Source organism: Lysobacter auxotrophicus, assembly GCF_027924565.1.
GTDB classification, from domain to species: Bacteria; Pseudomonadota; Gammaproteobacteria; order Xanthomonadales; family Xanthomonadaceae; genus Lysobacter_J; species Lysobacter_J auxotrophicus.
Window position 1 is genome coordinate 257,481 of the sequence record NZ_AP027041.1, and the last position, 24,881, is coordinate 282,361.

Genomic DNA, 24,881 nt, shown 5'->3' on the forward strand with positions numbered 1-24,881 from the left:
GGAGAGAGAAATGAACCATCGCAACATGCGCACGGTCGTGCGCGTCGGCTTGCTGCCGGCGGGCATCGCGGTCGCGCTCGCGCCGGCGTTCGCCCTGGCGCAGGAGTCCGGCAAGGACGCCACCACGCTCGACAAGATCGAGGTGACGGGGTCGCGCATTCGTCAGGCGAGTATCGAGACCGCCAATCCGGTCATCATGATGACCCGCGAGCAGATCCAGAAGCAGGGCTTCACGAGCGTCGGTGACATCATCCAGAACATCACGACTGCTGGCTCTCCGGCCATCAGCCGCGCCAATGCGTTGTCGTCCGGCGAAGAGGTAGGCGGCCAGTACGTCGATCTGCGTAACCTGGGTCCCGAGCGCACCCTTGTGCTGCTTAATGGCAAGCGCCTCGGCATCACCTCCACGGGATATGCCGACCTGGCCTCGATCCCGACGGGCGTCGTCGAGCGCATCGAAGTGTTGACCGACGGCGCATCGGCAATCTACGGCTCCGATGCAATCGCCGGCGTCATCAACATCATCACACGCAAGGGTTTCGATGGCGCCGAGGCCAGCGCCTACATTGGCCAGTACAGCCAGGGCGATGGGGAAGTGCAGCAGTACAACATGCTGCTGGGCAGCTCTGGCGAACGCAGCTCCGTGATGCTGGGGGCCGAATACTCGCAAGAGGAGCCGGTCAACGCGCGCGACCGCGCGTTCTCGCATTACCCCAATGGCCCGTATCACCGCTTTCCGGAAAAGCGCGTCGACGAAGATGGCAATACGATCCTCGACTCCAGCGGCTGGAGCGGCAACACGTACAAGGGGCGCATCAGTCTTCCGGCCGGTGGTGGTTCCTGGACCCTGAACCCCGGCGCAGATCCAAGCAACCCGGCCAACTACCACCGTTATGGACAGGGCGAGAACTTCGACCTGATCAACACGAACGAAGCGATGTTCCTGCGTACGGGAATCGAGCGCCGTTCGGTGTTCGCCAACGGCAGCTTCGACTTCACCGACAAGGTTCGCCTGACGGCCGACGCGCTGTACACGCACCGCGACACGCTGCAGCAGATCGCCGGCTATCCGTTCGGGTCCACCAGCAGCAACGACGGTGTCCGCAACATCTGGTCCGCGGCCAATGTGTACAACCCGTTCGGCACGGGCGCGCAGTTCGTGCGTCGCACCTGGGAGGTGCCGCGTCAGACGCACAACGAGCTGACGACGTATCGATTCGGTACGACGTTGCAGGGTGCATTCGATATCGGCGACAAGCCTTGGGACTGGGACGCAGGCTACCTCTACAACCAGAACAAGGGACTGCAGGCGGGAACGGGCAATCTCTTCATCCCGAACGCGCGTGCGGCGCTCGGCCCGAGCTTCATCGACGCCGATGGTGTCGCACGCTGCGGCAGCGCTGGTTCGATGATCGACGGCTGCGTGCCGTGGAATCCTGCGCTGCCCTATGGCCAGGCAGGCGCGGGCGGCCTCACGGGCAACCAGGCGCTGCAGGATTACCTGTTCCTGCCGACGCACGATACGTCGGAGACCACGACCCACGTCTACAGCCTCAACCTGAGCGGCACACTGGCGACACTGTCGGCGGGCGACCTCAACATGGCCATGGGTTACGAGCACCGCAAGGAAGACGCCCGCTTCGAGCCCGACGCGCTGAAGCAATCGGGGCTGAGCACCGACCTTGCAGGTGCGGTCACCTCCGGCGGCTACTCGCTGCACGAGGTCTACCTCGAGTTCAACGTGCCGATTCTCGCCGACATGCCGTTCGCGAAGGAACTGTCGATCGACGTGGCCGGCCGCTATTCGGACTACGACACCTTCGGCGACACGGTCAATGGGAAATTCGGTCTGAAGTGGCGGCCGATGGACGACCTGTTGATCCGCGGCACCTATGCGACCGGTTTCCGCGCACCGACGCTGAACGACCTTTACGGCGGCGACTCGCAGACCTTCGCGTTCTACACCGATCCGTGCGATACGAACTTCGGTTCGGCCGCCAGCAATCCGCAGGTGCTCGCGCGTTGCGTCGCCGACGGCGTGCCGGCGAACTTCCAGCAGATCGCGTCAGGCGGAACGGTAGCCGCCGGTCCGAACACGCAGGCAGACTCTCCGTTCCTGGTGACGTCCAATCCGAACCTGAAGCCGGAAACATCCAAGTCCTCGACGTTCGGCTTCGTGTACAGCCCGAGCTTCGCCGAAGGCCTGGATGTCAGCCTCGACTGGTGGAAGATCCGGATCGACGACGTCATCGCGGCCGAAACGATGACGGCCATCCTCAATCGCTGCTACGTGCTCGGCATCGCCTCTTCGTGCTCGGGCTTCACGCGCGATCTGACCGGCACGGTAGGAACCGCGCCGGGCGAGATCGTCGATGCCACGGTCACGTTGGTCAACGGCGGTTATCAGGAGACGGCCGGCTACGACTTCAATATCCGCTACCGCTTGCCCGAGACGTCGATCGGCAACTTCACGATCGACTGGAAGACCTCGTACATCGATTCCTGGGAATACAAGCGCGACAACGAGGCGGTGACGCCCGTCGAGCAGAAGAACAGCTGGTCGGTGATAGCAACGCCTACTTCCGCGTTCGTTCGAACCTGGGCCTCGACTGGAACCTGGGTGATTTCGGCGCTACATGGAGCACGCGTTACTACTCCGGCATCAAGGGAGCGTGCGCGTACGACAGCGAGTGCAACAATCCGGACTTCTATTCGTCGTACACGCTGGCACAGGCTACGAACAAGACGGGGGCGAACACCTTCCACGACGTGCAGTTCCGCTACAACACGCCGTGGAACGCTACCGTCTCGATCGGTGCCAACAATGTGTTCGACCATCAGGGTACTTATCTGTACACCAGTCCGAACTCAGACTTCGGCGTGTACGGCGGCTTCGATATCGGCCGCTTCTACTACCTGAAGTACGCGCAGCGGTTCTGATCGACGATCCGCGGTGATCGCTACGGCCCCGAAAGGGGCCGTAGTTTTTTTGGGCGCTGTGTTCGACCGCGAAGCGCGAGAGCGGTGCCGATACGGACCGAGCGATCGCACGTTGTGCACGGCGGCACTTCGGCCCAAACAAAAACCCCGCCTTTCGGCGGGGTTTTCGTTGAAGCTTCGAACAAGCTGGGAGGCGTCGATACCCACTTTCGCGGATATGACGCAATGGCAAAGGCCGTCGCGCTATGCGCGAAGGCACCATTGCGTCACTTGATCTTGCCTTCTTTGTAGATCACGTGCTTGCGAACGACGGGGTCGTACTTCTTGACCTCCATCTTGTTCGGCGTGTTCTTCTTGTTCTTGTCGGTCGTGTAGAAGTGGCCGGTGCCGGCCGAGGAGATCAGGCGGATCTTGTCGCGCTTGGAAGCCATGGGTCAGTTCTCCTCAGATCTTCTCGCCGCGGGCGCGCAGGTCGGCGAGGACGGCATCGATGCCGTTCTTGTCGATGGTGCGCAGGGCGGCACTGGAAACACGCAGCTTGATCCAACGGTTCTCCGAAGCCACCCAGAAGCGGCGCTCGTGGAGGTTGGGAAGGAAGCGGCGACGGGTCTTGTTCATGGCGTGCGAGACGTTGTTGCCGGTCGTCGTTCGCTTGCCGGTTACTTGGCAGATACGGGCCATACGCACCTCGAAAGGTATTGGGATGTCGCCCTTGGCCAGGGCGGCGGCGGCCCCTCCGCGCCCGGACATCCGGTTGCGGCGCACGATACGGGTAGTGAAGTCCTGGCTGCCGGCGGCGGGACGGAATCGTGCTTCCGGACCCCGCCCGGTCGAGTCCTGATGGACAGACCGGACGCAGCGAGCCGCGCATTATGCACGGCTTCGCGCCCTCCGGCAACCACTTATCCACAAGTCCGGAGGGGCCAGACGCCTTGGCTGGCGCGGGCTGGAGCCCTCAGTAGACCTCGTCGATCTGGAAGACCTTCCCGTCCCGGATGGTCACGAACAGCGTCTTCTCGTCCCGGCGGAACTCCCAGCGCTCGGCCTCGTGGGCGCCGAACTTGTTCTCCACCGGTTCCTTGTGGACCGGCGAGCCGGCCAGCTCGATCAGCTTGCCGGCGCTGTCGCCCACGATCAGCACCCGGTTGCCGAAGGCGTACGACTCGGCGGCGTGACCGCTCGTCGCGGCGAGCAGGGTGACGGCAAGCATCAGGGGTGTCGCGATACGCATGGATTCCCTCCCTTCGTGATGACCATTGGGTCGAACGGTGCCGACCTCCGGCTCAACGCTTCCCGGCGGCGCCCGTTGACACGCTTCCGCCCGACGCCGCTGCCGCCGACGTCGCGATGAACGCCCGCACCTGCTGCTCCAGCACCGGCAGCGGGACCGAGCCCTCGCTCAGCAGCGCGTCGTGGAAGGCCTTCACGTCGAACTTCGGACCCAGCGCCTTTTCGGCTTCCTCGCGCAGGCGGACGATGGTGATCTCGCCCAGCTTGTAGCTCAGCGCCTGCGCCGGCCAGGAGATGTAGCGATCGACCTCGGTCGTGACCTCGTGTTCGCTCAACGCGGTGCGGTCGCGCAGGTAGGCGATGGCCTGGTCGCGCGTCCAGCCCTTGTGATGCACGCCGGTGTCGATGACGAGCCGGCACGCGCGCCACATCTCGTACGTCAGACGGCCGAAATCCTCGTACGGCGTCTGGTAGATGCCCATCTCCTCGCCGAGCTTCTCGCTGTACAGCCCCCAGCCTTCGCCGTACGCGGAGATGTAGGTCTCGCGACGGAACGCCGGCAGTTCGCCCTGTTCCTTCGCCAGCGAACCCTGCAGCGCGTGGCCCGGTGCGGATTCGTGCAGCGTCAGCGCCGGCAGGTTGTAGAGCGGTCGCGAGGGCAGGTCGTAGGTGTTGACCCAGTACGTGCCCGCGCCGCCGCGGCCACTGGTCCAGAACGGCGCGATGTCCGGCGGCACCGGCACGATGGTGAAGCGGCCGCGCGGCAGCGTGCCGATGAACTTGCCGATCTCGCCGTCCACGCGCTTGGAAATCCACGCGGCGCGATCGAGCAGCTCCTGCGGCGTATTCGCGTAGAACTGCTTGTCGGTGCGCAGGAATTTGAGGAAATCCGCGAAGCTGCCCTTGAAGCCGACCTGCTGGATGATCGCGTCCATCTCCGCCTGGATGCGGGCGACTTCCTTCAGGCCGATCTGGTGGATCTCCTCGGGGCTGAGATCCAGCGTCGTGTATTCGCGGATCTGCTGGCGGTAGAAGTCCTTGCCGCCCGGCATCTGCTCCGCGCCGAGCGTCTTGCGCGCATGCGGCACGTAATCGTTCCGGAAGAACGCCAGCAGCTGGGCGTAGGCGGGAATCACGCGATCGCGGATCGCCGCGGCGCCGGCTTCGCGCAGACGCGCCTGGTCGGCGGCGGCAATGCCGGCCGGCATCTTCTTGAACGGCTCGTAGAAATTCGACTGCTGCGGATCCTTCACATCGGCGACCGACGCGATCGACACCTCGCGCCCGTCCAGCACCGCGCGCGGCACGCTGAAGCCGCGCGCCAGGCCGGCACGCATGTTCACGATGTTCTGGTCGAAGTAGCGCGGCACGTCGTTCAGTCGGCCGATGTAGGCCTCGTAATCGGCGACGGTGCGCATCGGCCGGCGCGTCATGAAGCCCAGGTTCGACCAGAACGAGGAGTCGGAATTGAACGGCATCTCGTACGAGCGCAGGCGCACGTCGGCGGCGAGGTTCTCGACCTGCCCGCGGTAGACGGCGTAGTTCACCTGGTTCTGCGCGTCGAGCTTTGCGACGTCGATGGCGTCGAGCTGCTTGAGCACGTCTTCCCAGACCTTCAGCCGCGCCTTCTGGCTGGCCGCATCGACGGAGGGCAGGTCATGGCAGTCGCTGGAGCCGTCGTTGTCCTCGTCGGCGCTGCCGGTCTGTTCCTGGCGCCACTGCCATTCCTTGCTGTAGATGGCCTCGAAGCGGTCATCGACGGGGCCGGCGAACGCGGCGGACGAGGCGAGGGCGAGGTGCGCGGACAGCGCGGTGGCGAGAAGCAGTCGTTTCACGGTATCCCCAGGGCGATCGAACCGGCCGATCATCGCATCCCGGCGCGGCCTGGCGCGTGGGTCCAAGGGCACGGAGTCTGGCGGTTCGGGCTCGGGCGTGACGCGGGTCGCGGTGCTTCTCGCCGTGTTCTGGGAGTGAGCCTGCTCTCGACCGGACGAAGATCAAGATGGGTTCCAGCTTTCGCTGGAATGACGGTGGGGTGGGTTGCCGGTTTGGAGTGCCCGTGGGTTACGGGCCTGGGTCCCGGCCTTTGGTGTCCTTCGCGAGGTCCTGCCGGGATGACGGCTTGTGCCCCTCTCCCACCGGGAGAGGGGTTGGGGTGAGGGGCGGGGCATGCGATGCGGTGACGCCGATCGCTGCCTGCTCTCGATCAGGCGAAGAGCAAGATGGGTTCCAGCTTTCGCTGGAATGACGGCGGGGTGGTTTGCCGGTTTGGAAGTGCCCGTGCGCTACGGGCCTGGGTCCCGGCCTTCGCCGGGATGACGGCTTGCTTCGCCGGGATGACGACGCCAGGCGAAGAGCTGATTTGCTCTTCCCGATTCCCGATTCCCGATTCCCGATTCCCGATTCCCGATTCCCGATTCCCGATTCCCGATTCCCGATTCCCGATTCCCGATTCCCGATTCCCGATTCCCGAACCCCGAACCCCGAACCCCGAACCCCGAACCCCGAACCCCGAACCCCGAACCCCGAACCCCGAATCACCAATCACGAATCACGAATCACGAATCACGATCAGTGCGACGCCCGATCCCGCTTCCACCCGCGATGCCGGATGTCCAGGTACAGGCTGTAGGCGGCGGTGAAGGCCGGGAACAGGTTCTGGATCACGCCGACGGAGTCCTGCTTCTGCGAGAACAGGAAGTACGCCAGCGTCATCACGCTGCCGACCAGGCTCATGTACCAGAACAGGCGCGGGATCACCGGCTTGCCGTGCTTTCGCGAGGCGACGAACTGCACCAGCCAGCGGCCGCCGAACATCAGCGCGCCGGTCAGGCCGATGATTTTCCACGGCGACATGTGCAGCCCGGTCCACTCGAGCCACGCGATGGGGTAGTTCATGAAGTCGTATTCCATGGAGACCCCTTCAGATTTCTTCGGTACGCGTGACCTTGCCGCGGCGGATCAGCCACGCGACGCCACGCAGGTCGGCGATGCCCACCAGCGCGCGATTGAGGTTGTTGTACTTGGACACGCCGGTGGAACGCGCGCGGTGGTTCACCGGCACGCTCACCGTCTTGTAGCCGGCGCGTTGCATCAGCGCGGGCAGGTAACGATGCATGTGGTTGAAGTGCGGCAGTTCGAGGAACGCGGCGCGTTCGAACAGCTTGATGCCGCATCCGGTGTCGGGCGTGTCGTCGCGCAGCATGCGCGCGCGGATCGCGTTCGCCCACTTCGATGCCCAGCGCTTGGAGCCGCTGTCGCGCCGGTTGACGCGCCAGCCGGCGAACATCTTCACGTCGGGCGCGGAGGTGCCGCGCATGGCGATGAGTTTCGGGATGTCCGCCGGATCGTTCTGTCCGTCGCCGTCGAGCGTCGCGATCCACTCGCCGCGTGCGGCTTTCACGCCGTTGCGGATCGCCGTGCTCTGCCCGCTCTGCGTCACGTGGTGGATCACGCGCAGTTCCGGCACCTCGGCCTTCAGCGCCTGCAGCACCGCGAGCGTGTCGTCGCGCGAGTGGTCATCGACGTAGACGATCTCGAAATCGCCGCCGTCGCGCGGCTCGCGTCCGCGCAGCGCGGCGGTGATTTCGTGCACCAGCGGCGCGACGTTGTCGCGCTCGTTGAACACCGGTACGACGACCGAAAGGTGCGGGGACGTGCTCATGGCGTCAGGCGTTCTCGCCGAAGTAGTCGCGGCACCACGCCACGACCTGGGGCAGGCCGGTCTCGATGGACGTCGCCGGTTCGAAGCCGAACGCATCGTGCGCGCGCTGCGTGTCGGCCATGGTTTCGATCATGTCGCCGGGCTGCATCGGCTTGTACACCTTCTGGGCCGGCTGTCCGGCGGCCTCTTCGATGACCGCGATGAAGCGCTCGAGTTCCACCGGCGTGTGGTTGCCGAGATTGAAGACCCGATGCGGCACCTCGCCTTCCGGCGGGTTGTCCAGCGCGCCGAGCACGCCGGCCACGATGTCGTCGACGAAGGTGAAATCGCGCCGCATCTTCCCGTGGTTGAACACGTCGATCGGCCGGCCGGCGAGCACCGCGCGCGAGAACAGCAGCGGCGCCATGTCCGGGCGGCCCCACGGGCCGTACACGGTGAAGAACCGCAGGCCCGTCGAACGCAGGCCATAGAGGTGCGCGTAGGTATGCGCCATCAGCTCGTTCGCGGCCTTGGTCGCGGCGTAGAGCGAGCGCGGCTGGTCGATGCGCTGGTCCTCGGAGAACGGCGGCGTCGCCGAGTCGCCGTACACCGACGACGAACTCGCATACGCCAGGTGTTGCACGCCCCGATGGCGGCACAGCTCCAGCATGTTGACGAAGCCGACCAGATTGCTGTCGACGTACGCGTGCGGGTTGGTCAGCGAGTAACGCACGCCGGCCTGCGCGGCGAGATGGATGACATGCGTCGGCGCGATCTCGTCGAAGTGCGCCGCGAGGCCGTCGCGATCGGTCAGGTCGAGCGCGCGGATGTCGACATCCGGGCACAGCGCGGCGACGCGGTCGCGCTTGAGCTGCGGGTCGTAGTAATCGTTGAAGTTGTCCAGCCCGACGACGCGGGCGCCGCGCGCCTTCAATGCGCGGCAGGTGTAGGCGCCGATGAAGCCGGCCGCGCCGGTGACGAGGATGGTGCCGGGGGAGGTGTCAGCCATCGGAACTCGCGTGGTGGTGGGAATCAGTCGGGTTCGGCGTTGAAGTCGAAGCCCAGTGTCAGTTTGAGGTCCGCAAGGCCCGCGCCGAGCGAGGGATCCAGTTCGAAGCCGAACCCGCTCTCGCCGCTCAGGTCGATCGACAGCCCGCACCGTCCGCCGCGGATGTAGAACGTGTGCAGCGTGTCGCGATGCATCGCCAGTCGCTGCTGGATCCCGCGCAGGAAGTCCTGCAGATCCTCATCCGACCAGTTTCGCGATCCGCGTGTCAGATTCGTGTAGGCGTAGCTTTCGCGGTACACGCCGTCCAGCGGGATGCCGGCCGGCGAGGTCCGCCGGTCGCCCGCACGCCAGGTGCGTTCGGGCAGCAATCCGAGCTGGTCGAACAACGGTCGCAGGTCGTCGCGCGGGTGCATCGCGCGCAGCGCCACACGGTAGCGGTACGGGTTCATGCGCCGACCTTACGCAGGTTCTGTTACTCGGTAACGGTACCGCGCAGCTTTTCCAGCACGCCGTCGAGCGAATCCAGGTCGGAGTAGTGGATCACCAGCCGACCCTTGCCGCCGCGGCCGTGCAGCACGTTGACCTTGGTGTTGAGCGACTCCGACAGCTCGCGCTCCAGCGCGACGATGTCCGCCTGCGGCTTGGCCTTGGCGGCCTTGGGCTTGGCGGAACTGCTGGTCGGGATCTGCCCGGCGGCCAGCTGCTGCACGCGGTGTTCGACCTCGCGCACCGACCAGCCGTGTTCGGCCGCCTGTCGCGCCAGCGCGATCGCCGCCTGCGGCGTCAGCGCGAGCAGGGCGCGGGCGTGGCCCATTTCCAGCGCGTGCGTTTCCAGCAGCACGCGGATTTCCGGCGGCAGTTCCAGCAGGCGCAGCAGGTTCGACACCGCGGCGCGCGAACGGCCGACGGCCTCGGCGGCCTGCGCGTGGGTCAGGTCGAATTCGTCGATGAGCCGCTGCAGCGCGTTGGCTTCTTCCAGCGGATTGAGGTCTTCGCGCTGGATGTTCTCGATCAGCGCCATCGCCACGACCGTGCGGTCGTCGACTTCGCGGATGACGACCGGGATCTGGCTCAGCCCCGCCAGTTGCGAGGCGCGCCAGCGACGTTCGCCCGCGATGATCTCGTAGCGCTTGCCGCCCAGATCGCGCACGACGATGGGCTGGATCACGCCCTGCGCCTTGATCGACTCGGCCAGCTCCTCGAGCTTTTCCTGGTCCCAGTGCTTTCGCGGCTGGTACTTGCCGGGCGTCAGCGCGTCCACCGGCAGATGGCGCAGCACGTCGCCTTCGACCGCTTCCAGGACCGGCGCCTCGGCGGCGGCCTTGGGTCCCAGCAGGGCTTCGAGGCCGCGGCCCAGGCCGCGCTTCTTGGCTACGCTCATGCCGTGGTCTCCTTCGGTTGCGGAGCGCGCGCCTTCGCCTGGTCGCGCTCGCGCTGGCGGCGCAGCACTTCGCCCGCCAGCCCCATGTAGGCGATGCCGCCGCGGCTGGCACGGTCGTAGCCGACGATGCTCTGGCCGTGGCTGGGCGCCTCGGCCAGGCGGACGTTGCGCGGCACGATCGTGCGGAACACGCGGTCGCCGAAATGGTTGATCAGTTCCGCCGACACGGCGTTGGCCAGGTTGTTGCGCACGTCGAACATGGTGCGCAGCACGCCCTCGACTTCCAGCGTCGGGTTGAGGTTCGCCTTGAGCGCCTCGATGGTGTCGATCAGCGCGCTGATGCCTTCCAGCGCGTAGTACTCGCACTGCATCGGCACGACGATCGAGTCGGCCGCGGTCAGCGCGTTGAGCGTGAGCAGCGACAGCGCCGGCGGGCAGTCGATGAGGATGAAATCGTAATTCTCGCGCAGCGGCGCGAGCGCGGCCTTCAGGCGTTGCTCGCGGTTGGCCTCGCCCATCAGGGTGATCTCGGCCGCGGTCAGCTCGATGTTCGCCGGCAGCAGGTCGAAGTCTTCGGCCGTGCGCTTCACGATCGATGCCACGTCGGCCTCGCCCAGCAGGACGTCGCAGATCGTCGTGTCGATCTCGCGCTTGTCCAGGCCGCTGCCCATCGTCGCGTTGCCCTGCGGGTCCAGGTCGACCAGCAGCACGCGCTTGGGCGTCCGCGCGAGCGCGGCGGCCAGGTTGACGGCGGTGGTGGTCTTGCCGACTCCGCCTTTCTGGTTGGCGACGGCGATGATGCGGGCCATGCGGCTCGTCCTGGTCTTGGTAACGGAGATAGGCCGGCGTGGGGCCGGACCGGGGATTATGCCCGGATGGGAAGGCGCGTGCCCCCTCGCCGGTAGCTGTATGGGCCATCGGCGCGGGTCGGTCGGCGCGGGCTGCGCCGGATCAAGCACTTGCGGCGCTTTGCGCGGACGGGCGGTTGCCGTCCCGTCTACGCCGTTGCGCGGGCGGTCACGATCGGGCGATCGGCGCCGCTCACGCCCGGGCGATCACGACCATGTGCCGCTCGGCGTCGAGCCCCGGCACGCGCATCGGCTGCGAGGCCTCGACGGTCCACCCGGCCGGCAGCGCGGCGATCTCGTCGGCGGGATGCACGCCCTTCATCGCGAGCAGGCGGCCCTCGGGCTTGAGCAGGTGGCCGCCCAGTTCGAGGATCAGCGGCAGCGTCGCGAGCGCGCGCGCGGTGATCGCGTCGTACGCGCCGGGCTCGTCCACCGCCTCGATGCGCGACTCGGCCACGCGCGCGTCCTTCAGGCCGAGCTGGCGGATCGCCTCGCGCATGAAGCGCGCCTTCTTGCCGTTGCTTTCCACCAGCGTGACCTTCAGGCCCGGCTTCACGATCGACAGCGGAATGCCCGGCAGCCCCGGCCCCGTGCCGAGGTCGGCCAGCGCGCCGCCGCGTGCGGCCAGGTCGTCCACGAACGGATGCATCGCCAGCGAATCGAGCAGGTGCTTGACCACCATCTCGTGCGGATCGCGCACGGCGGTGAGGTTGTAGGTCTTGTTCCAGCGCACCAGCAGGGCGAGGTAGTCCAGCAGCTTGGGCGCGACGGAAGCGGGGTCCAGGCCGAGGGCGGTCAGGCCGTCGTCCAGCGTGCGGCGCAGCGTGGCGTCGAAGGGGGCGGGGGTGGTCATGGAGCCGGGATTCGGATTCGGGATCGGAGATTCGTAGGGCGCGCACAGGTTACCGTGAGGCGAAAGCGGCTCTTACGAATCCCGCCCGACCATTCCCGCATTCCGGCTTCGCCACGCCAGCGCCCCGAGGTACTCCGGCGCCGGCCGCAGCTCCTGCAGCGACCAGTCGTCGGCCTGGCCGAGTTCCGGATCGCATTCGACCAGGCGCAAGCCGTCCGGGCTTTCGGCGAAGCGCAGGCGGTGCAGCCCGAACGAAATGCCATGGCCGTGCGCCTTCAGGACGGCCTCCTTCGCGCACCACAGGCGCAGGAAGCCGTGGTCGCGCACCGCCGCCGACGGCGCGGCGTGGAGCCAGGCGAGCTCCGGCGCGGTGAAGAAGCGCTGGGCGAGATCGAGCGCGCGGCCCCGCGGGCGCACGCGTTCCAGGTCGATGCCGATGCGCACCTCGCGGCCCAGCGCGATCAGCAGGCCGTCGCCGCTGTGGCTCCAGTTGCAGTCCCAGCCGGCGAAATCGCCGTCCAGCCGCGGGCGGCCGCGGGCGTCGCGGGTCAGCGGCAGCGTCCCGACCTCCGTGCCCAGTTCCGCCGCCAGCCACTGCCGCGCCAGCGGTTCGGCAGGCATGCGCGGCGCGTGCGGGCGCCAGGCCCAGCGCACCGGGGCCGGGTCGGCGATTGGGGGAGCGGACAGGGACATGAACCACGACTGGGAGCAGCGACGGCGGCCAGCGTAAAGTAAGGGCAGGGGAAGCGGCGTCGCCGCAGCAATCACGTGCCATCCATGTCCGCGGTCGTCGAAGCCACCAGTCCCGTCCCGTCCTCGCCCGTGCCGCTGATGCACGGTACCGGCGCGCTCGCCATCGCCTTCGACGAAGGCGGTCACGCGATCGACCGCGCGTTGTTCGCGCGGCACGTGCGCGCGCTGGCCGCGACGCTGCCCGCCGCGCGATTCGCGCTGAACCTGTGCGAGGACCGCTACCGCTACCTCGTCGCCTTCTGCGCCGCCGCGGTGCGCGGACAGACCACGCTGATGCCGCCCTCGCGCGCGCCCGGCGTGGTGGAGCAGGTGCAGGCACAGCATCCCGACAGCTATTGCCTGACCGACGTCGACCTCTCGCCCGCGCCGCCGCATTGCGTGCGCATGCCCGACACCCTGGCCGAACTCGACGGCGAACCGCTGTTCGTCGACGCCCACGCGCGCGTGGCCATCGGCTTCACCTCCGGCAGCACCGGCCAGCCGCGTGCGTACAGCAAGACGTGGATCAGCTTCCGCACGAGCACCGCGCAGAACCTCGCCGCGCTCGACGGCCTGCTTCGCGACGACCTCACCCACGTCATCGCCACCGTGCCGCCGCAGCACATGTACGGCATGGAGATGTCGGTGCTGATGCCGCTGCTGGGGCCGGTCGCGGTGCACGCGGCGCGGCCGCTGTTCCCCGCCGACGTGGCGCGCGCGCTGCACGATTCCCCGACGCCGCCGTTGCTGGTCACCACGCCGGTGCACCTGCGCGCGCTGGTGGCTTCCGGACTCGATCTGCCGCCGCTGGCGGGCATCGTCTCGGCGACCGCGCCGATGCCGCCGGAACTGGCCGCGCAGGCCGAAGCGCGCTTCGGCTGCGAGGTGCGCGAGGTGTTCGGTTCGACCGAAACCTGCGTGTTCGCGCGCCGCCGCACCGCGCGCGATGCCGCGTGGACACCACTGCCCGGCGTGCGCCTGGCGCCGCAACCCGACGGGACCGCGGTGCACGCGGCGCACCTGGCCGAAGCCATCGTGCTCGCCGATCTGATGGAAGTGCATGCCGACGGCCGCTTCGAACTGCGCGGCCGCAACGCCGACCTGCTCGACATCGCCGGAAAGCGCGCTTCGCTGGGCGATCTCACGCGCAAGCTGCTCGCGGTACCGGGCGTCGAGGACGGCGTGATGTTCCAGCTCGATGCCGAAGACGCCATCGGCGTCCGCCGCATCGCCGCGCTCGTGGTCGCCCCGGGCGTGGACGAGCACGACATCCTCCATGCGCTGCGCCAGCAGCTCGATCCGGTGTTCCTTCCGCGCCCGCTGCGCCGCGTGGAGGCACTCCCGCGCAACGAAACCGGCAAGCTGCCGCGGCACGCGCTGGAGGCGCTGCTGCATGCGCATGAGCCGCGTGCGGTAGAGGGCGTAGGGGCCGGTTGAGCCGCGCTTTATGGCGTCATCCCGGCGAAGGCCAGGACGCAGGCCCTCAGACCTTTCGAGGGCCGAGCACGTCAAGCAATCTCACCGTCATTCCAGCGAAAGCTGGAACCCATGTTGATCTCTTCATCGGACCCGCGCCGCGCTCAAGAGCAAGTGGGTTCCAGCTTTCGCTGGAATGACGAGATGGATCGGATGACGGGATGGATCGATGTCGGGATGAATTGGATGACGTAACAGCCTGGATCCCGGCCTTCGCCGGGATGACGGGTAGGCATTCCGCTGCGACTGGAGTGCCGGCGCCATCAGCGGGATCTGGCCTTCGCCGGAATGACGGCTTCAAGCCCCTCTCCCACCGGGAGAGGGGTTGGGGTGAGGGGCAACGGAGGGGTGGCGTTGAACCGGCTTGGCAGTGCAACGCTGCGGTGTTGCTTCTTCGCGGTCCGAGCGGACGCGAAAATCAAAATGGGTTCCAGCTTCGCTGGAATGACGGCAAAGCAATCTTGGTGATCAGGCGGCTTGGGCGACCAGCGTTCGGCGCGCCTCAGGGGCCTGGGTCCCGGCCTTCGCCGGGATGACGGTGTTGGGGGGAGCGCCGCGTGCCGGTGAACTGCGCGGCATCGCGAACACCGGGTGCGCTTCGCTTACCCGGGCTATAACCGCGTAGCTACGTCCACTATCGACAGGGCGCGGCGTCGGCGATGAATGACGCCGTCAGCCCAACTCCACCCACGCCGGCGCGTGATCGCTCGGCCGGTCCCACGTGCGCGGTTCGCGATCGATGTCCGAAGCCACGGCGTGCGGGCGCAACGCCTCGGACACCAGCGTCAGGTCGATGCGCAGGCCGAGGTTGCGGCGGAAGCCGCCCATCCGGTAATCCCACCAGCTGAACTGCGTCGCGTCCGGGTTGAGCGCGCGATACGAGTCGTGCAGTCCCAGCGCGTACAGGCGCTCCAGCGCGTCGCGTTCGGCCCGCGAAGTGAGGATATGGCCGTCGTTCCACACGGCCGGGTCGTGCACGTCGCGATCGTCCGGTGCGATGTTGAAATCGCCCAGGACGATCATGCGCGGATGCGTCACCAGCTCCTGCGCCAGCCAGTCGTGCACGGCTTCCAGCCAGCGCAGCTTGTAGGCGTACTTGTCGCTGCCGACGGACTGCCCGTTCACGACGTAGAGATTCACGATGCGCAGATCGCCCACGGTCGCGGCGAGCACGCGCTTCTGTTCGTCCTCCAGGCCCGGCACGCCGATCTGCACGTCGGTGGCGCGTTCACGCGACAGCACCGCGACGCCGTTGTAGCTCTTCTGGCCGGCGAACACGCTGCGGTAGCCCATCGCCAGCAGCGGATCGTCGGGGAACTTCTCGTCCTCCAGCTTGGTTTCCTGCAGCGCGACGATGTCCGGCGAGGACGTGGCGAGCCACTGTTCCAGGTGCGGCAGGCGCACGTTGAGCGAGTTGACGTTCCAGCTGGCGATTTTCATGCCGCGCAGTGTAACGAGCCGGCCGCCCATTCCGCAGCCTGCGCAATGTCGCCGGGCCGCGCCGCCCGGCATACTCGGGGTTCATTCCCAGCAAGCCGCCGACATGCAGTGGATCGATCTTCGCAGCGACACCGTCACCCAACCCACGCAGGCCATGCGCGAGGCGATGATGCGCGCGCCCGTCGGCGACGACGTGTACGGCGAGGACCCGACGGTCAACGCATTGCAGGCGCGCCTGGCCGATGAACTCGGCTTCGCCGCCGGCCTGTTCGTGCCCAGCGGCACGCAGTCCAACCTGATCGGCCTGATGGCGCATTGCGAGCGCGGCGACGAGTACATCGTCGGCATGGACGCGCACACCTACAAATACGAAGGCGGCGGCGCCGCCGTGCTGGGCTCGATCCAGCCGCAGCCCATCGTGCACGCGCCCGACGGCACGCTGCCGCTGGACGCGGTGGAGCGCTCGATCAAGCCGGTCGATCCGCACTTCGCGCGCACGCGCCTGTTGTGCCTGGAAAACACCTGGCACGGCCGCGCACTGCCGCTGCAGTACCTCGCCGACGCGCGTGCGCTGTGCGACCGCCGCGGACTCGCGCTGCATCTGGACGGCGCGCGCATGTTCAACGCGGCCGTCGCGCTGGGCGTGAGGCCGCGCGAGATCACCAAGCACTTCGACAGCGTGTCGGTGTGCCTGTCGAAGGGGCTCGGCGCGCCCGTCGGCTCGGTGCTGCTCGGCACGCGCGAGCTGATCGAAAGCGCGAAACGCTGGCGCAAGGTCGTCGGCGGCGGCATGCGCCAGGCGGGCCTGCTCGCGGCCGGCGCGTCGTACGCGCTGGATCACCACGTCGCGCGGCTGGCGGACGATCACGCCCGCGCCGCGCGCCTTGCCGAAGGCCTGCAGGGCCTGTCCGACGTGCAGGTCGTCGCGCAGCACACCAACATGGTGTTCATCGATGTGCCGGTGGAGCGCCACGACGCGTTACGCCGCGCGCTGGACGAGGCGCGCATCCGCGTGTCGATCGGCTACACGCCGGCGATCCGCATGGTCACGCACCTGGACGTCGACGACGAAGGTGTCGCGCGTACCATCGAGGTGTTGCGGGCGTTCGCCACGCGCTGACATTGTCGTTTTTGTAGCCCGGGTAAGCGAGAGGCGCCCGCGACCCCGGGTGCGCTTCGCTTACCCGGGCTACAAGAGCGAGAAGCATTGCAGGGTCGGGTCGCAGTCTGCCCCGCTACTTCGACAACATCCGCACCATGCGATCCACGAAGCCACGGTAGGGCGGCCTCAGCAGGTCGCTGCCCGCAAAGCTGCGCTGGCGGAACACCGGCAGCAGCTTGCTGAAGGTATCGAAGCCGGTGCGGCCGTGGATCGCGCCGATGCCGCTGGGGCCGATGCCGCCGAACGGCAGGTCGTGCGCGCCGAAATGCAGCAGCGTGTCGTTCACCGTCACGCCGCCGGCCAGCGTGCCGGACACGATCTTCTCGATGCTGCGCGCATCGTGGCTGAAGGGATACAGCGCGAGCGGGCGATCCATCGAGCGGATGCGCTCGATGGCCTCCTCGAGCGTGCGATAGGTGAGGATCGGCAGGATCGGCCCGAAGATCTCGTTGCGCATCACCGCGCTGTCCAGCGGCGGTTCGGCAAGCAGCGTCGGCGGGAACACGCGCGCACGTTCCAGGCCCGAACGCGTCGCGGCGTCGATCGCCGGCGTCAGCGGTTCGACCACGATCGTGCCGCGGGCGCGCGCGTCGTCGACGTAACCGCGCAGGCGCGCGTACTGCGCGTCGTTGATGATGCGCGTGTAGTCGGTGATCGCCTCCGGGCGTGATGCATCGAAGCCCGGGTAGCGCGCGACCACCTCGTCGCGGATCGCTTCGACGAACGCACCGCCGCGCGCTTCGTCGACCAGCACGTAATCCACGCCGATGCACGTCTGCCCGGCGTTGAACCACTTGCCGGTGGCGATGCGCGCGGCCGCCTTGCGCAGGTCGAAATCCGGGCACACGACGGCCGGTGCCTTGCCGCCGAGTTCGAGCGTCACCGGCGTGAGGTTCGGCGCGGCCGCGGCCATCACCTTGCGGCCGACCGCGGTGGAACCGGTGAACAGCAGGTGGTCGAACGGCAGCGCGGCGAACGCGGCGCCGAGTTCCGGCCCGCCGAGGGCCACGGCGACACGATCGGCCGGGAACACATCCGACAGCAGTTCCCGCAGCCACTGGCTGGTGCGCGGCGTGTGCTCGGACGGCTTGAGGTAGACGTGGTTGCCGGCGGCGATCGCCGACACCAGCGGCACCAGCGCGAGGTTCACCGGGTAATTCCACGGCGACAGGATGCCGACCACGCCGACGGGCTCGGGCACGATGCGCGCGCTCGCCGGCCAGAAGCGCCAGCCCACGGCGGCGCGGCGCGGTTTCATCCAGCCGCGCAGGTGCCCGATGGCGTGGTCGATCTCGGCCCGCACGATCATCGCCTCCGACAGCAGGTTCTCGTGCTGGCTGCGATGGCCGAAGTCGGCGCGGATCGCCGCGTCCATCGACTCGATGCGCGAGCGGAACACGTCGCGCAGCCGCACCAGGTCCGCGCGTCGCTGCGCGTGGTCGGGCTTGCGCGCCTGCCACGCGGCGCGAAGGCGTTCGCGGGTGGAGGCGAGTTCGTTCAACGGCGTGTCGGCGGTGATGTCCATGCGGTCGAGTGTAGTCCGCGCCCGCGGCGGTCCGCAGGGGCGAAAGCGGCGCGCGCCGGGGGGCGACGCGGTCGTCTGAATGGGGCCGCGGCGCGATCGGCACGCTAGACTCCCCGCATGACCCTGCGCCCTTACCTCGACACCTTTCCCGCCGTCGGCGAACGCGTCTACATCGATCCGGCGGCGACGGTCATCGGCGCCGTGACGCTGGGCGACGACGTGTCGATCTGGCCCGGCTGCGTGATCCGCGGCGACGTCAACTCGATCCACATCGGCGCGCGTACGAACGTGCAGGACGGCACCATCGTCCATGTCACGCACGAGGGGCCGTACACGCGTCCGGGCGGGGTGCCCACAATCGTCGGCGACGACGTCACCATCGGCCACGGGGTGATCCTGCACGCCTGCACGCTCGAGGACTTCTGCCTGATCGGCATGGGCGCGCGCATCCTCGACGGCGCGCGCGTGCACCGGCACGGGTTCGTCGGCGCGGGCGCGGTGGTCGCGCCGGGCAAGCAGGTCGGCGAGGGCGAGCTGTGGCTGGGCAATCCGGCGCGGCTGGTCCGTCGCCTGGACGATCGCGAGATCGAACAGTTGCACTACAGTGCCGCGCACTATGTACGATTGAAGGACCGCTACCTCGGCATGGCCGGGTAGCGGGCGGGAGACCGCGGCAGGGGGCCGCGATCACCGCATCAACCGATGCCCGGGACGGCATCGCGAACGCAATGGGGACCACATGGAAGGTTTCGAGTACCGCAATCCCTACGCGGCGCCCGCCGCGCAGGTCGTCGTCGCGCCGGTCGAACACGAGTCCGGACTGGAACCGGCCGATCGTGGCCGTCGCCTGCTGGCCTACCTGATCGACCTCGGCATCTACCTCGCGGTGCTCGCGCCCGCCCTGATCGGCGCGCTGCGGTACAAGCCCGAACGCGGCATCGGGGCGCTGGGCGGATCGCTGATCCTGTTCTCACTGGTGTGCGTGCTCGCGCTGTTCGTCTACTGGTGCGTGCTGATGCACCGCGAGGGCCAGAGCATCGGCAAGCGTGCGATGGGCATGCGCGTGGTGCGCACCGACGGCAGCCGCGCGAGCCTGCGCCGCATGCTCGTGCTGCGCTACTTCGTGCCCGGCCTGATCGGCGGCATTCCGTACGTGGGCTGGGTGTTCTCGCTCGCCAACCTGTTGTGGATCTTCGGCGAGGAACGCCGCTGCCTGCACGACCTCATCTGCGACACGATGGTCGTCAACGCCTGATCGCGGCGTGTGCCGGCGCTGGGAACGGCTTCCCGACGCGCCGGCCGAACGTAATCGTCCGATGTCATCCGTCCCAAGCAACCGCCCGATGCGGCGCGTCGTCGACGCGCACGCGGCAGGGCGCATCGAAACCCAGGTCCTGGAGCCGAACGTGAGCGATACCCGCAACAATCCGTATGCCGCACCGACCGCAACCCTGATCGAAACCAGCGTCGACAACCCGGCGCAGAAGGCCGAGCGCACCACGCGCCTGCTCGCGGCGCTCGCCGACGGTTTCATCGGCATCCCGCTGTGGCTTCCGCTCGCGTTCGGCGCGGCGATGGCGTCGGCGCCCGACGGCAACAAGATGGCCGGCATCGCGCTGATCGCCATCGGCGTCATCGGCCTGATCGCGCTGGTCGTCGTGCAGCTGGTGATGCTCGCCCGCCACGGCCAGACCATCGGCAAGCGCTGGCAGCGCATCCGCATCGTGCGCAGCAACGGCGAGCGCATCGGCTTCGGCCGCATCCTCGGCCTGCGCATGATCGCGCCGGCGGTGGTGGGCGCGATCCCGTTCCTTGGGGCGATCTTCTCGCTGGCCAACATCCTGTGGATCTTCGGCGAAGAGCGCCGCTGCCTGCACGACTACTTCGCCGACACGATCGTCGTGAACGCCTGATGCTCGACACGTACCGGGAAGTCGTGACGCCGGAGGGCGTGGCCCTCCACCTGCCCGCCGCCGGCCCCGTGCCGCGCGCGCTGGCATGGCTGATCGACTTGCTGGTGCGCGGCGCGGTGATGATGGCGATGGGGATGTTCCTCGGCGCCTTCGGTCGCGGCGGCATGGGCTTCTATGCCGTCGCGATGTTCCTGGTGTACTGGTTCTACCCAGTGTGCTTCGAGGCGATGTGGAACGGCAGCACGCCGGGCAAGCGGGCGCTCGGGCTGCGCGTGATCGCCGGCAACGGCGCGCCGGTCGGCTGGCTGGCCGCGTTCACCCGCAACCTGCTGCGCGTGGTCGACATGCTGCCGCTGGCGTACGCCACCGGCCTGGTGTCGAGCCTCGTGGATCCCTGGGGCCGGCGACTGGGCGACATGGTCGCCGGCACGCTGGTCGTGCACGAAGCACGGCCGCGCGATCCGGTACCGGCGGCGGTCGATACCGCGCTGGCGCCGTCGATCGCGCTGCGCCCGTACGAGCAGGCCGCGCTGGTCGCCTTCGCCGAACGCGCGCCGCGACTGGGCGAAGCCCGCCAGGCGGAACTCGCGGACCTCGCCGAACCGCTCACCGGCGCGCGCGGCATGGCCTCGGTGACGCGCCTGTATCGCATGGCGAACTGGCTGCTGGGGCGCAGATGACGGCCGCGATTCGCGATCCGGAGTTCGCGGTTCGTAGCGTGCCGACACGTTGCTGCATGCCGTGGCCGTGCGACATCACGAAGTCCGATGGCGCACCAGTGCGCGACAGCCCATCACGCATCACGAATAACGAATCACGGCACCGGACGCCATGAAGCAGGAACACTTCGTCCAGCGCCACCAACCCGAATGGATCGCCTTCGAGCACTGGCTCGACGCGCGCGGCGTGAGTGCGCGCAAGGCGCGGTCCGAACGCCGCAACTGGCACGGCCTGTCAGATGCGCAAATGCCCTCGCGCTACCGCCGCCTGTGCCAGCAGCTCGCGCTCGCGCGGCGCCGCGGTTACAGCCCGGTGGTGACCGACCGCCTGCAGGCGCTGATGCATCGCGGGCACGGCCTGCTCTACCGCACGCCGGCGCCGCGCTGGCGTCGTGCGGCGCACTTCCTGATCGCCGGCTTCCCGCGCCTGGTGCGCGCCGAGCGCGGCTGCATGCTCGCGTCCTTCGCGCTGTTCTGGATCCCGCTGCTGGTGATCTTCGCCGCGATCCAGTGGCAGCCCGAGCTGTCGTCCTCGCTGTTCGATCCCGCGCAGCTGCTGCAGTTCGAACACATGTACGACCCGGCCGATCCGGCGCGCAAGCTGGGCCGCGACAGCGGCACGGACGTGGCGATGTTCGGCCACTACGTCTGGAACAACGTCAGCATCGGCTTCCGCACCTTCGCCAGCGGGCTGCTCGCCGGCATCGGCTCGATCGTGGTGCTGATCGTCAACGGCGTGATGATCGGCGGCGTCGCCGGGCATCTGCAGGCGGTCGGCCATGGCGATCCGTTCTGGCGTTTCGTCGCCGCGCATTCGGCGCCGGAACTGACCGCGATCGTGATCGCCGGTGGCGCCGGCCTGCGGCTGGGCCTGTCGCTGACCGCGCCCGGCCAGCGCAGGCGCGCCGATGCGCTGGTCGAAGGCGGCCGTCGTGGCGCGCTGCTGTGCGTGGGCGTACTGGCGATGCTGGTGTTCGCCGCGTTCGTCGAGGCGTTCTGGTCGTCCATCGCGTGGATGCCGGCGTGGATCAAGTACACCGTCGGTGGCGTGCTGTGGACGCTGACCGCGGCGTGGCTGCTGCTCGGCGGGCGCCACCTGCCGGCGGAGGACGTGGGCGCATGAAGATCGAATCGCTCACCGTCGCGCTGCGTCCGCGCACCGCGTGGGAGGCGGTCGAGCTCGGCACCGCGCTGGTGCGACGCCACGCGGCGGCCATCTGGAAGCCCTGGCTGCTGCTGACGCTGCCGCTGTTCGTGCTGTTCAACGCGCTGGCGTGGACGATCGACGCGTTGTGGCTCGCCGGCCTGCTGATGTGGTGGCTGAAGCCGGCGTTCGACCGCATCCCGCTGTTCGTGCTCTCGCGCGCGGTATTCGGCGACGTGCCGACCCTGCGGCAGACGCTCGCGGCGCAGCGGAACTGGGGTCTGTCGTGGCTGCCCGGCTACCTGCTGTGGCGGCGGTTGAGCCCGCTGCGCTCGCTGAATCTGCCGGTGGACCTGCTCGAAGGCGCACGCGGCGCGGACGCGCGCGAGCGTCGCCGCGCACTGGGCGCGCCGGTGCACGGCGTGGCCGCGCTCGCCACGATCGTGTGCCTGCACTTCGAGCTGGCCGTGTACGTCGGGCTGGCCTCGCTCGCCATCGTCTTCGTGCCCGACGACTACCTGCAGGAAACGCTCAACCGCGCGTGGATCGCGCTGAAGGAAGCGCCGGCGTGGCTCAGCCTGCTCTCGAACGCGCTGGCGTGGATCGCCGCCAGCGTGATCGAGCCGTTCTACGTCGGCGCCGGCTTCGGCCTGTACCTCAACCGCCGCACCGAAGTGGAAGCGTGGGACATCGAACTCGCGCTGCGCCGCATGCGCGAGCGCCTGCTGCGCAGCGCGACGCCGCTGCTGCTCGCGCTCGCGATCGGCATGGCCTTCGCGCCGGCCGTCGTGCGCGCGCAGGACGCGGGCGATCCGCAGGACACCGAAAGCGTCGCCGGGGAGGAGGATGCCGACGCGTACGACGACGCGGAAGCGCCGCGCGTCACGCTTCAACAGGTCTTCGGCCGCGTCGTCGACGAGACCGGCCTGCGCGACGGCGTGGACGCGCAGATGACGCCGCAGCCCGCGCCGCCGGCGATTCCCGTGTCGCCGGGCGGCACCGCCAACGGCGGACAGGACGGCACGGCCGGTGGCGGTCGCTCGCTTGCAGGCGACGGCAGCCTGCGTCGCGCCGTGCGCAAGGCCTACGCGGACCCGACCGTGTCGCCCAAGCGCAAGGTCGTCAGCTGGAAGAAGCGCGACGCGAAGAAGCCCGATCCGAAGAAGATCGAGCCGCCGCCGCTGGGAAAGCTCGGCGAAGTGCTGGCCACGGTAGGCGAATTCGGACTGTGGATCGTCGTCATCGCGCTGGCTGGCCTGTTGCTGGTGACGGCGCCGCGCTGGCTGGCGTGGTTCCGTGGCGGCCTCGCGCGCGAGGCCCGCGAGGACGATGAAGTCCGCCGCGATCGCGCCGACGAACCGCTGCCGCCGCTGCCGGAGGACATCCCGAGCGTGATCCGCCGACTGTGGCGTGAAGGCCGGCAACGCGAGGCGCTGGCGATGCTGTATCGCGCCAGCGTCGAGACGATGCTCGCGCGCACGCAGGTCGTGCTCGTGCCGGGCGCGACGGAGTCCGACGTGCTGCGCGCCTCGCGCAAGCTGCCGCGCGGCGAGGATCGCGACGCCTTCGCGCGCGCCGTGCGCACCTGGCAGTACGCCGCGTACGCGCACAGCTTCCCGGCGGGCGAGGAGTTCGAATCGCTGCTCGCCGACCTCGCCTCGCGCTTCGGCTGGCTGCCCGGCGCGCGCATCGACGGGAGCGTGCCCGCATGACGCTCACGCGCCGGCACGGCCTCATCGCGCTTCTCGTCCTCGCCGTGGCCGGCGCGGTCGCGGGCGGCGCGGCGTGGTGGCAACGCAATTTCGAACGCACCGAGGAATGGGTCGATCTGCCGCGCACCGGCGAGGCCGCGCGCAATCCGCTGTACGTGCTCAAGCTCGCGCTGATCGCCGACGGCGTGCAGGCGCAATCGCGCCCGCGCCTGCAGTTGGGCAGCGTCGCCCTCGGGCCGCGCGACACGGTGCTGCTCTACAACGATCCGCGCACGCTCACCGGCAAGGACGAAGCGACGCTGCTGGAATGGGTCGAGCGCGGCGGCCACCTGTTGCTGCGCACGCCGCCGCCGGGGCCGCTGGACGTCGAGAAGCCGGTGCCGGTGCTCGCCGCGTTCGGCCTGCATCCGCGATCGGACGAACTCTGCGCCGGGCTCGACGTCGCCGGCGAGGATCCGCACGTCGAGTTCTGCCGCGGCCGTCGCCTCGACATCGACAACCCCGACTCCACCGTGTCGCTGCACTGGGGCGAGCCGGAACTCGGCTACGTGTTCGCGCGCGTGCCGCACGGGCGCGGGCACGTGGACGTGCTGTCGGACTTCGACTTCCTCGACAACGATTCGCTCAAGGACGGCCCGCACATCGCGCTGACGCGGCAGCTGCTCGATCCGAACTACCGCGCCGGCACCGTGCATCTGATCTACGAAGCGCAGATGCCGTCGTTCTGGATGACGCTCGTGCGCGAGCATTGGCGCGTGTGGCTCCCGTTGCTGCTGGCGCTGATGGCCTGGCTGTGGCGGCGTTCGCAGCGCTTCGGGCCGCTGCTGGATTCGCCGGCGGTGGAGCGCCGATCGCTGCTCGAACACGTCACCGCCAGCGGCGAACACGTGTACCGCTACGGCTACGCGCACCTGTTGCACGAGGCTGCGCGCAAGGCGTTCCTCGCGCGCCTGCGCCGCCGCGATCCGCAGGCCGCCGCGCTGGATGGCGACGCGCAGGCGGCGATGCTCGCCGAGCGCTTCGGCCTGCCGGCGGACGATATCCGCAACGCACTTTCCACGCCGATCGCGCGCGACCACGCCGCGTTCCGCAGCCGCATCGCGATGCTCATCCGCATGCGCAACTCACTTTGACTTTCGACCGAGAAACCACGC

24 protein-coding genes are annotated in these 24,881 nt (G+C 68.5%); 10 read left to right on the forward strand and 14 right to left on the reverse strand.

Translation table 11 applies throughout. The features are described 5' to 3' along the window. Positions 1 to 10: 10 nt before the first annotated feature. Positions 11 to 2,920 carry a TonB-dependent receptor plug domain-containing protein gene (locus tag LA521A_RS01130; RefSeq protein WP_343226700.1) on the forward strand — a complete coding sequence of 970 codons (2,910 nt, stop codon included), beginning with the start codon at positions 11 to 13 and terminating at the stop codon, positions 2,918 to 2,920. A gap of 286 nt (positions 2,921 to 3,206) precedes the next feature. On the opposite strand, the gene rpmG is transcribed toward LA521A_RS01130, so the two are convergent. The 12 genes from rpmG to LA521A_RS01190 form a co-directional block, all read right to left on the reverse strand. Further along, positions 3,207 to 3,371, reverse strand: coding sequence for a 50S ribosomal protein L33 (rpmG, locus tag LA521A_RS01135; protein ID WP_115842766.1), 165 nt, complete (start codon positions 3,369 to 3,371; stop codon positions 3,207 to 3,209). 13 nt (positions 3,372 to 3,384) lie between these two features. Next, on the reverse strand, positions 3,385 to 3,621 hold the full coding sequence (gene rpmB, locus LA521A_RS01140) for a 50S ribosomal protein L28 (RefSeq protein WP_115842765.1): 237 nt from the start codon (positions 3,619 to 3,621) through the stop codon (positions 3,385 to 3,387). Positions 3,622 to 3,895: 274 nt separating this feature from the next. After that, entirely contained in the window at positions 3,896 to 4,171 is a 276-nt protein-coding gene (locus tag LA521A_RS01145; RefSeq protein ID WP_281780566.1) for a DUF2845 domain-containing protein, read from the reverse strand. A gap of 52 nt (positions 4,172 to 4,223) precedes the next feature. Further along, positions 4,224 to 6,038, reverse strand: a complete 1,815-nt coding sequence (locus LA521A_RS01150) for a DUF885 domain-containing protein (protein ID WP_425494548.1) — start codon at positions 6,036 to 6,038, stop codon at positions 4,224 to 4,226. A 703-nt stretch (positions 6,039 to 6,741) separates the two neighbouring features. Beyond that, positions 6,742 to 7,083, reverse strand: a complete 342-nt coding sequence (locus LA521A_RS01155; protein WP_281780567.1) for a lipid-A-disaccharide synthase N-terminal domain-containing protein — start codon at positions 7,081 to 7,083, stop codon at positions 6,742 to 6,744. A gap of 10 nt (positions 7,084 to 7,093) precedes the next feature. Next, complete coding sequence (locus LA521A_RS01160; RefSeq protein ID WP_281780568.1) at positions 7,094 to 7,834, reverse strand: glycosyltransferase family 2 protein; 741 nt, start codon at positions 7,832 to 7,834, stop codon at positions 7,094 to 7,096. A gap of 4 nt (positions 7,835 to 7,838) precedes the next feature. Then, positions 7,839 to 8,822: an NAD-dependent epimerase/dehydratase family protein gene (locus LA521A_RS01165; RefSeq protein WP_281780569.1), complete on the reverse strand. Its 984-nt coding sequence runs from the start codon at positions 8,820 to 8,822 to the stop codon at positions 7,839 to 7,841. A 23-nt stretch (positions 8,823 to 8,845) separates the two neighbouring features. Next, positions 8,846 to 9,271 (reverse strand): DUF4279 domain-containing protein, encoded by a 426-nt coding sequence (locus LA521A_RS01170; RefSeq protein ID WP_281780570.1) that lies wholly within the window; start codon positions 9,269 to 9,271, stop codon positions 8,846 to 8,848. Positions 9,272 to 9,294: 23 nt separating this feature from the next. Then, positions 9,295 to 10,203: a ParB/RepB/Spo0J family partition protein gene (locus LA521A_RS01175; RefSeq protein ID WP_281780571.1), complete on the reverse strand. Its 909-nt coding sequence runs from the start codon at positions 10,201 to 10,203 to the stop codon at positions 9,295 to 9,297. Next, positions 10,200 to 11,012, reverse strand: a complete 813-nt coding sequence (locus LA521A_RS01180) for a ParA family protein (protein WP_281780572.1) — start codon at positions 11,010 to 11,012, stop codon at positions 10,200 to 10,202. Before LA521A_RS01180 ends, LA521A_RS01175 begins: the two co-directional genes overlap by 4 nt. Positions 11,013 to 11,244: 232 nt before the next feature. Further along, positions 11,245 to 11,904, reverse strand: a complete 660-nt coding sequence (gene rsmG / locus LA521A_RS01185; protein WP_281780573.1) for a 16S rRNA (guanine(527)-N(7))-methyltransferase RsmG — start codon at positions 11,902 to 11,904, stop codon at positions 11,245 to 11,247. A gap of 72 nt (positions 11,905 to 11,976) precedes the next feature. Next, positions 11,977 to 12,597: a 4'-phosphopantetheinyl transferase family protein gene (locus LA521A_RS01190; RefSeq protein WP_425494549.1), complete on the reverse strand. Its 621-nt coding sequence runs from the start codon at positions 12,595 to 12,597 to the stop codon at positions 11,977 to 11,979. 138 nt (positions 12,598 to 12,735) lie between these two features. Between LA521A_RS01190 and LA521A_RS01195 the strand changes: the two genes are divergently transcribed. Beyond that, a complete protein-coding gene (locus tag LA521A_RS01195; protein WP_281782152.1) occupies positions 12,736 to 14,073 on the forward strand; it encodes an AMP-binding protein in 1,338 nt (445 codons plus the stop codon). A gap of 711 nt (positions 14,074 to 14,784) precedes the next feature. On the opposite strand, the gene xth is transcribed toward LA521A_RS01195, so the two are convergent. Further along, positions 14,785 to 15,552, reverse strand: a complete 768-nt coding sequence (gene xth, locus LA521A_RS01200) for an exodeoxyribonuclease III (RefSeq protein ID WP_281780574.1) — start codon at positions 15,550 to 15,552, stop codon at positions 14,785 to 14,787. Between the two features lie 103 nt (positions 15,553 to 15,655). Here xth and ltaE point away from each other — a divergent pair, with 103 nt between their 5' ends. Beyond that, on the forward strand, positions 15,656 to 16,672 hold the full coding sequence (ltaE, locus tag LA521A_RS01205) for a low-specificity L-threonine aldolase (protein WP_281780575.1): 1,017 nt from the start codon (positions 15,656 to 15,658) through the stop codon (positions 16,670 to 16,672). A gap of 115 nt (positions 16,673 to 16,787) precedes the next feature. On the opposite strand, the gene LA521A_RS01210 is transcribed toward ltaE, so the two are convergent. Continuing rightward, the gene (locus LA521A_RS01210; RefSeq protein WP_281780576.1) at positions 16,788 to 18,239 is read right to left on the reverse strand and encodes a coniferyl aldehyde dehydrogenase; all 1,452 of its coding nucleotides are present in this window, start codon (positions 18,237 to 18,239) and stop codon (positions 16,788 to 16,790) included. 117 nt (positions 18,240 to 18,356) lie between these two features. On the opposite strand from LA521A_RS01210, the gene LA521A_RS01215 reads away from it, so the two are divergent. The 7 genes from LA521A_RS01215 (at position 18,357) to LA521A_RS01245 (ending at position 24,860) form a co-directional block, all read left to right on the forward strand. Then, entirely contained in the window at positions 18,357 to 18,896 is a 540-nt protein-coding gene (locus tag LA521A_RS01215; protein WP_281780577.1) for a gamma carbonic anhydrase family protein, read from the forward strand. 82 nt (positions 18,897 to 18,978) lie between these two features. Beyond that, complete coding sequence (locus LA521A_RS01220; RefSeq protein ID WP_281780578.1) at positions 18,979 to 19,494, forward strand: RDD family protein; 516 nt, start codon at positions 18,979 to 18,981, stop codon at positions 19,492 to 19,494. 61 nt (positions 19,495 to 19,555) lie between these two features. Beyond that, complete coding sequence (locus LA521A_RS01225) at positions 19,556 to 20,152, forward strand: RDD family protein (protein ID WP_281780579.1); 597 nt, start codon at positions 19,556 to 19,558, stop codon at positions 20,150 to 20,152. Further along, positions 20,152 to 20,832: an RDD family protein gene (locus tag LA521A_RS01230; protein ID WP_281780580.1), complete on the forward strand. Its 681-nt coding sequence runs from the start codon at positions 20,152 to 20,154 to the stop codon at positions 20,830 to 20,832. The genes LA521A_RS01225 and LA521A_RS01230 overlap by 1 nt, the downstream gene beginning before the upstream one ends. A 151-nt stretch (positions 20,833 to 20,983) precedes the next feature. Further along, the gene (locus LA521A_RS01235; RefSeq protein WP_281780581.1) at positions 20,984 to 21,994 is read left to right on the forward strand and encodes a stage II sporulation protein M; all 1,011 of its coding nucleotides are present in this window, start codon (positions 20,984 to 20,986) and stop codon (positions 21,992 to 21,994) included. Beyond that, positions 21,991 to 23,727, forward strand: a complete 1,737-nt coding sequence (locus LA521A_RS01240; RefSeq protein WP_281780582.1) for a DUF4129 domain-containing protein — start codon at positions 21,991 to 21,993, stop codon at positions 23,725 to 23,727. The genes LA521A_RS01235 and LA521A_RS01240 overlap by 4 nt, the downstream gene beginning before the upstream one ends. Further along, entirely contained in the window at positions 23,724 to 24,860 is a 1,137-nt protein-coding gene (locus LA521A_RS01245; RefSeq protein ID WP_281780583.1) for a DUF4350 domain-containing protein, read from the forward strand. The genes LA521A_RS01240 and LA521A_RS01245 overlap by 4 nt, the downstream gene beginning before the upstream one ends. The last annotated feature ends 21 nt before the right edge of the window (positions 24,861 to 24,881 follow it).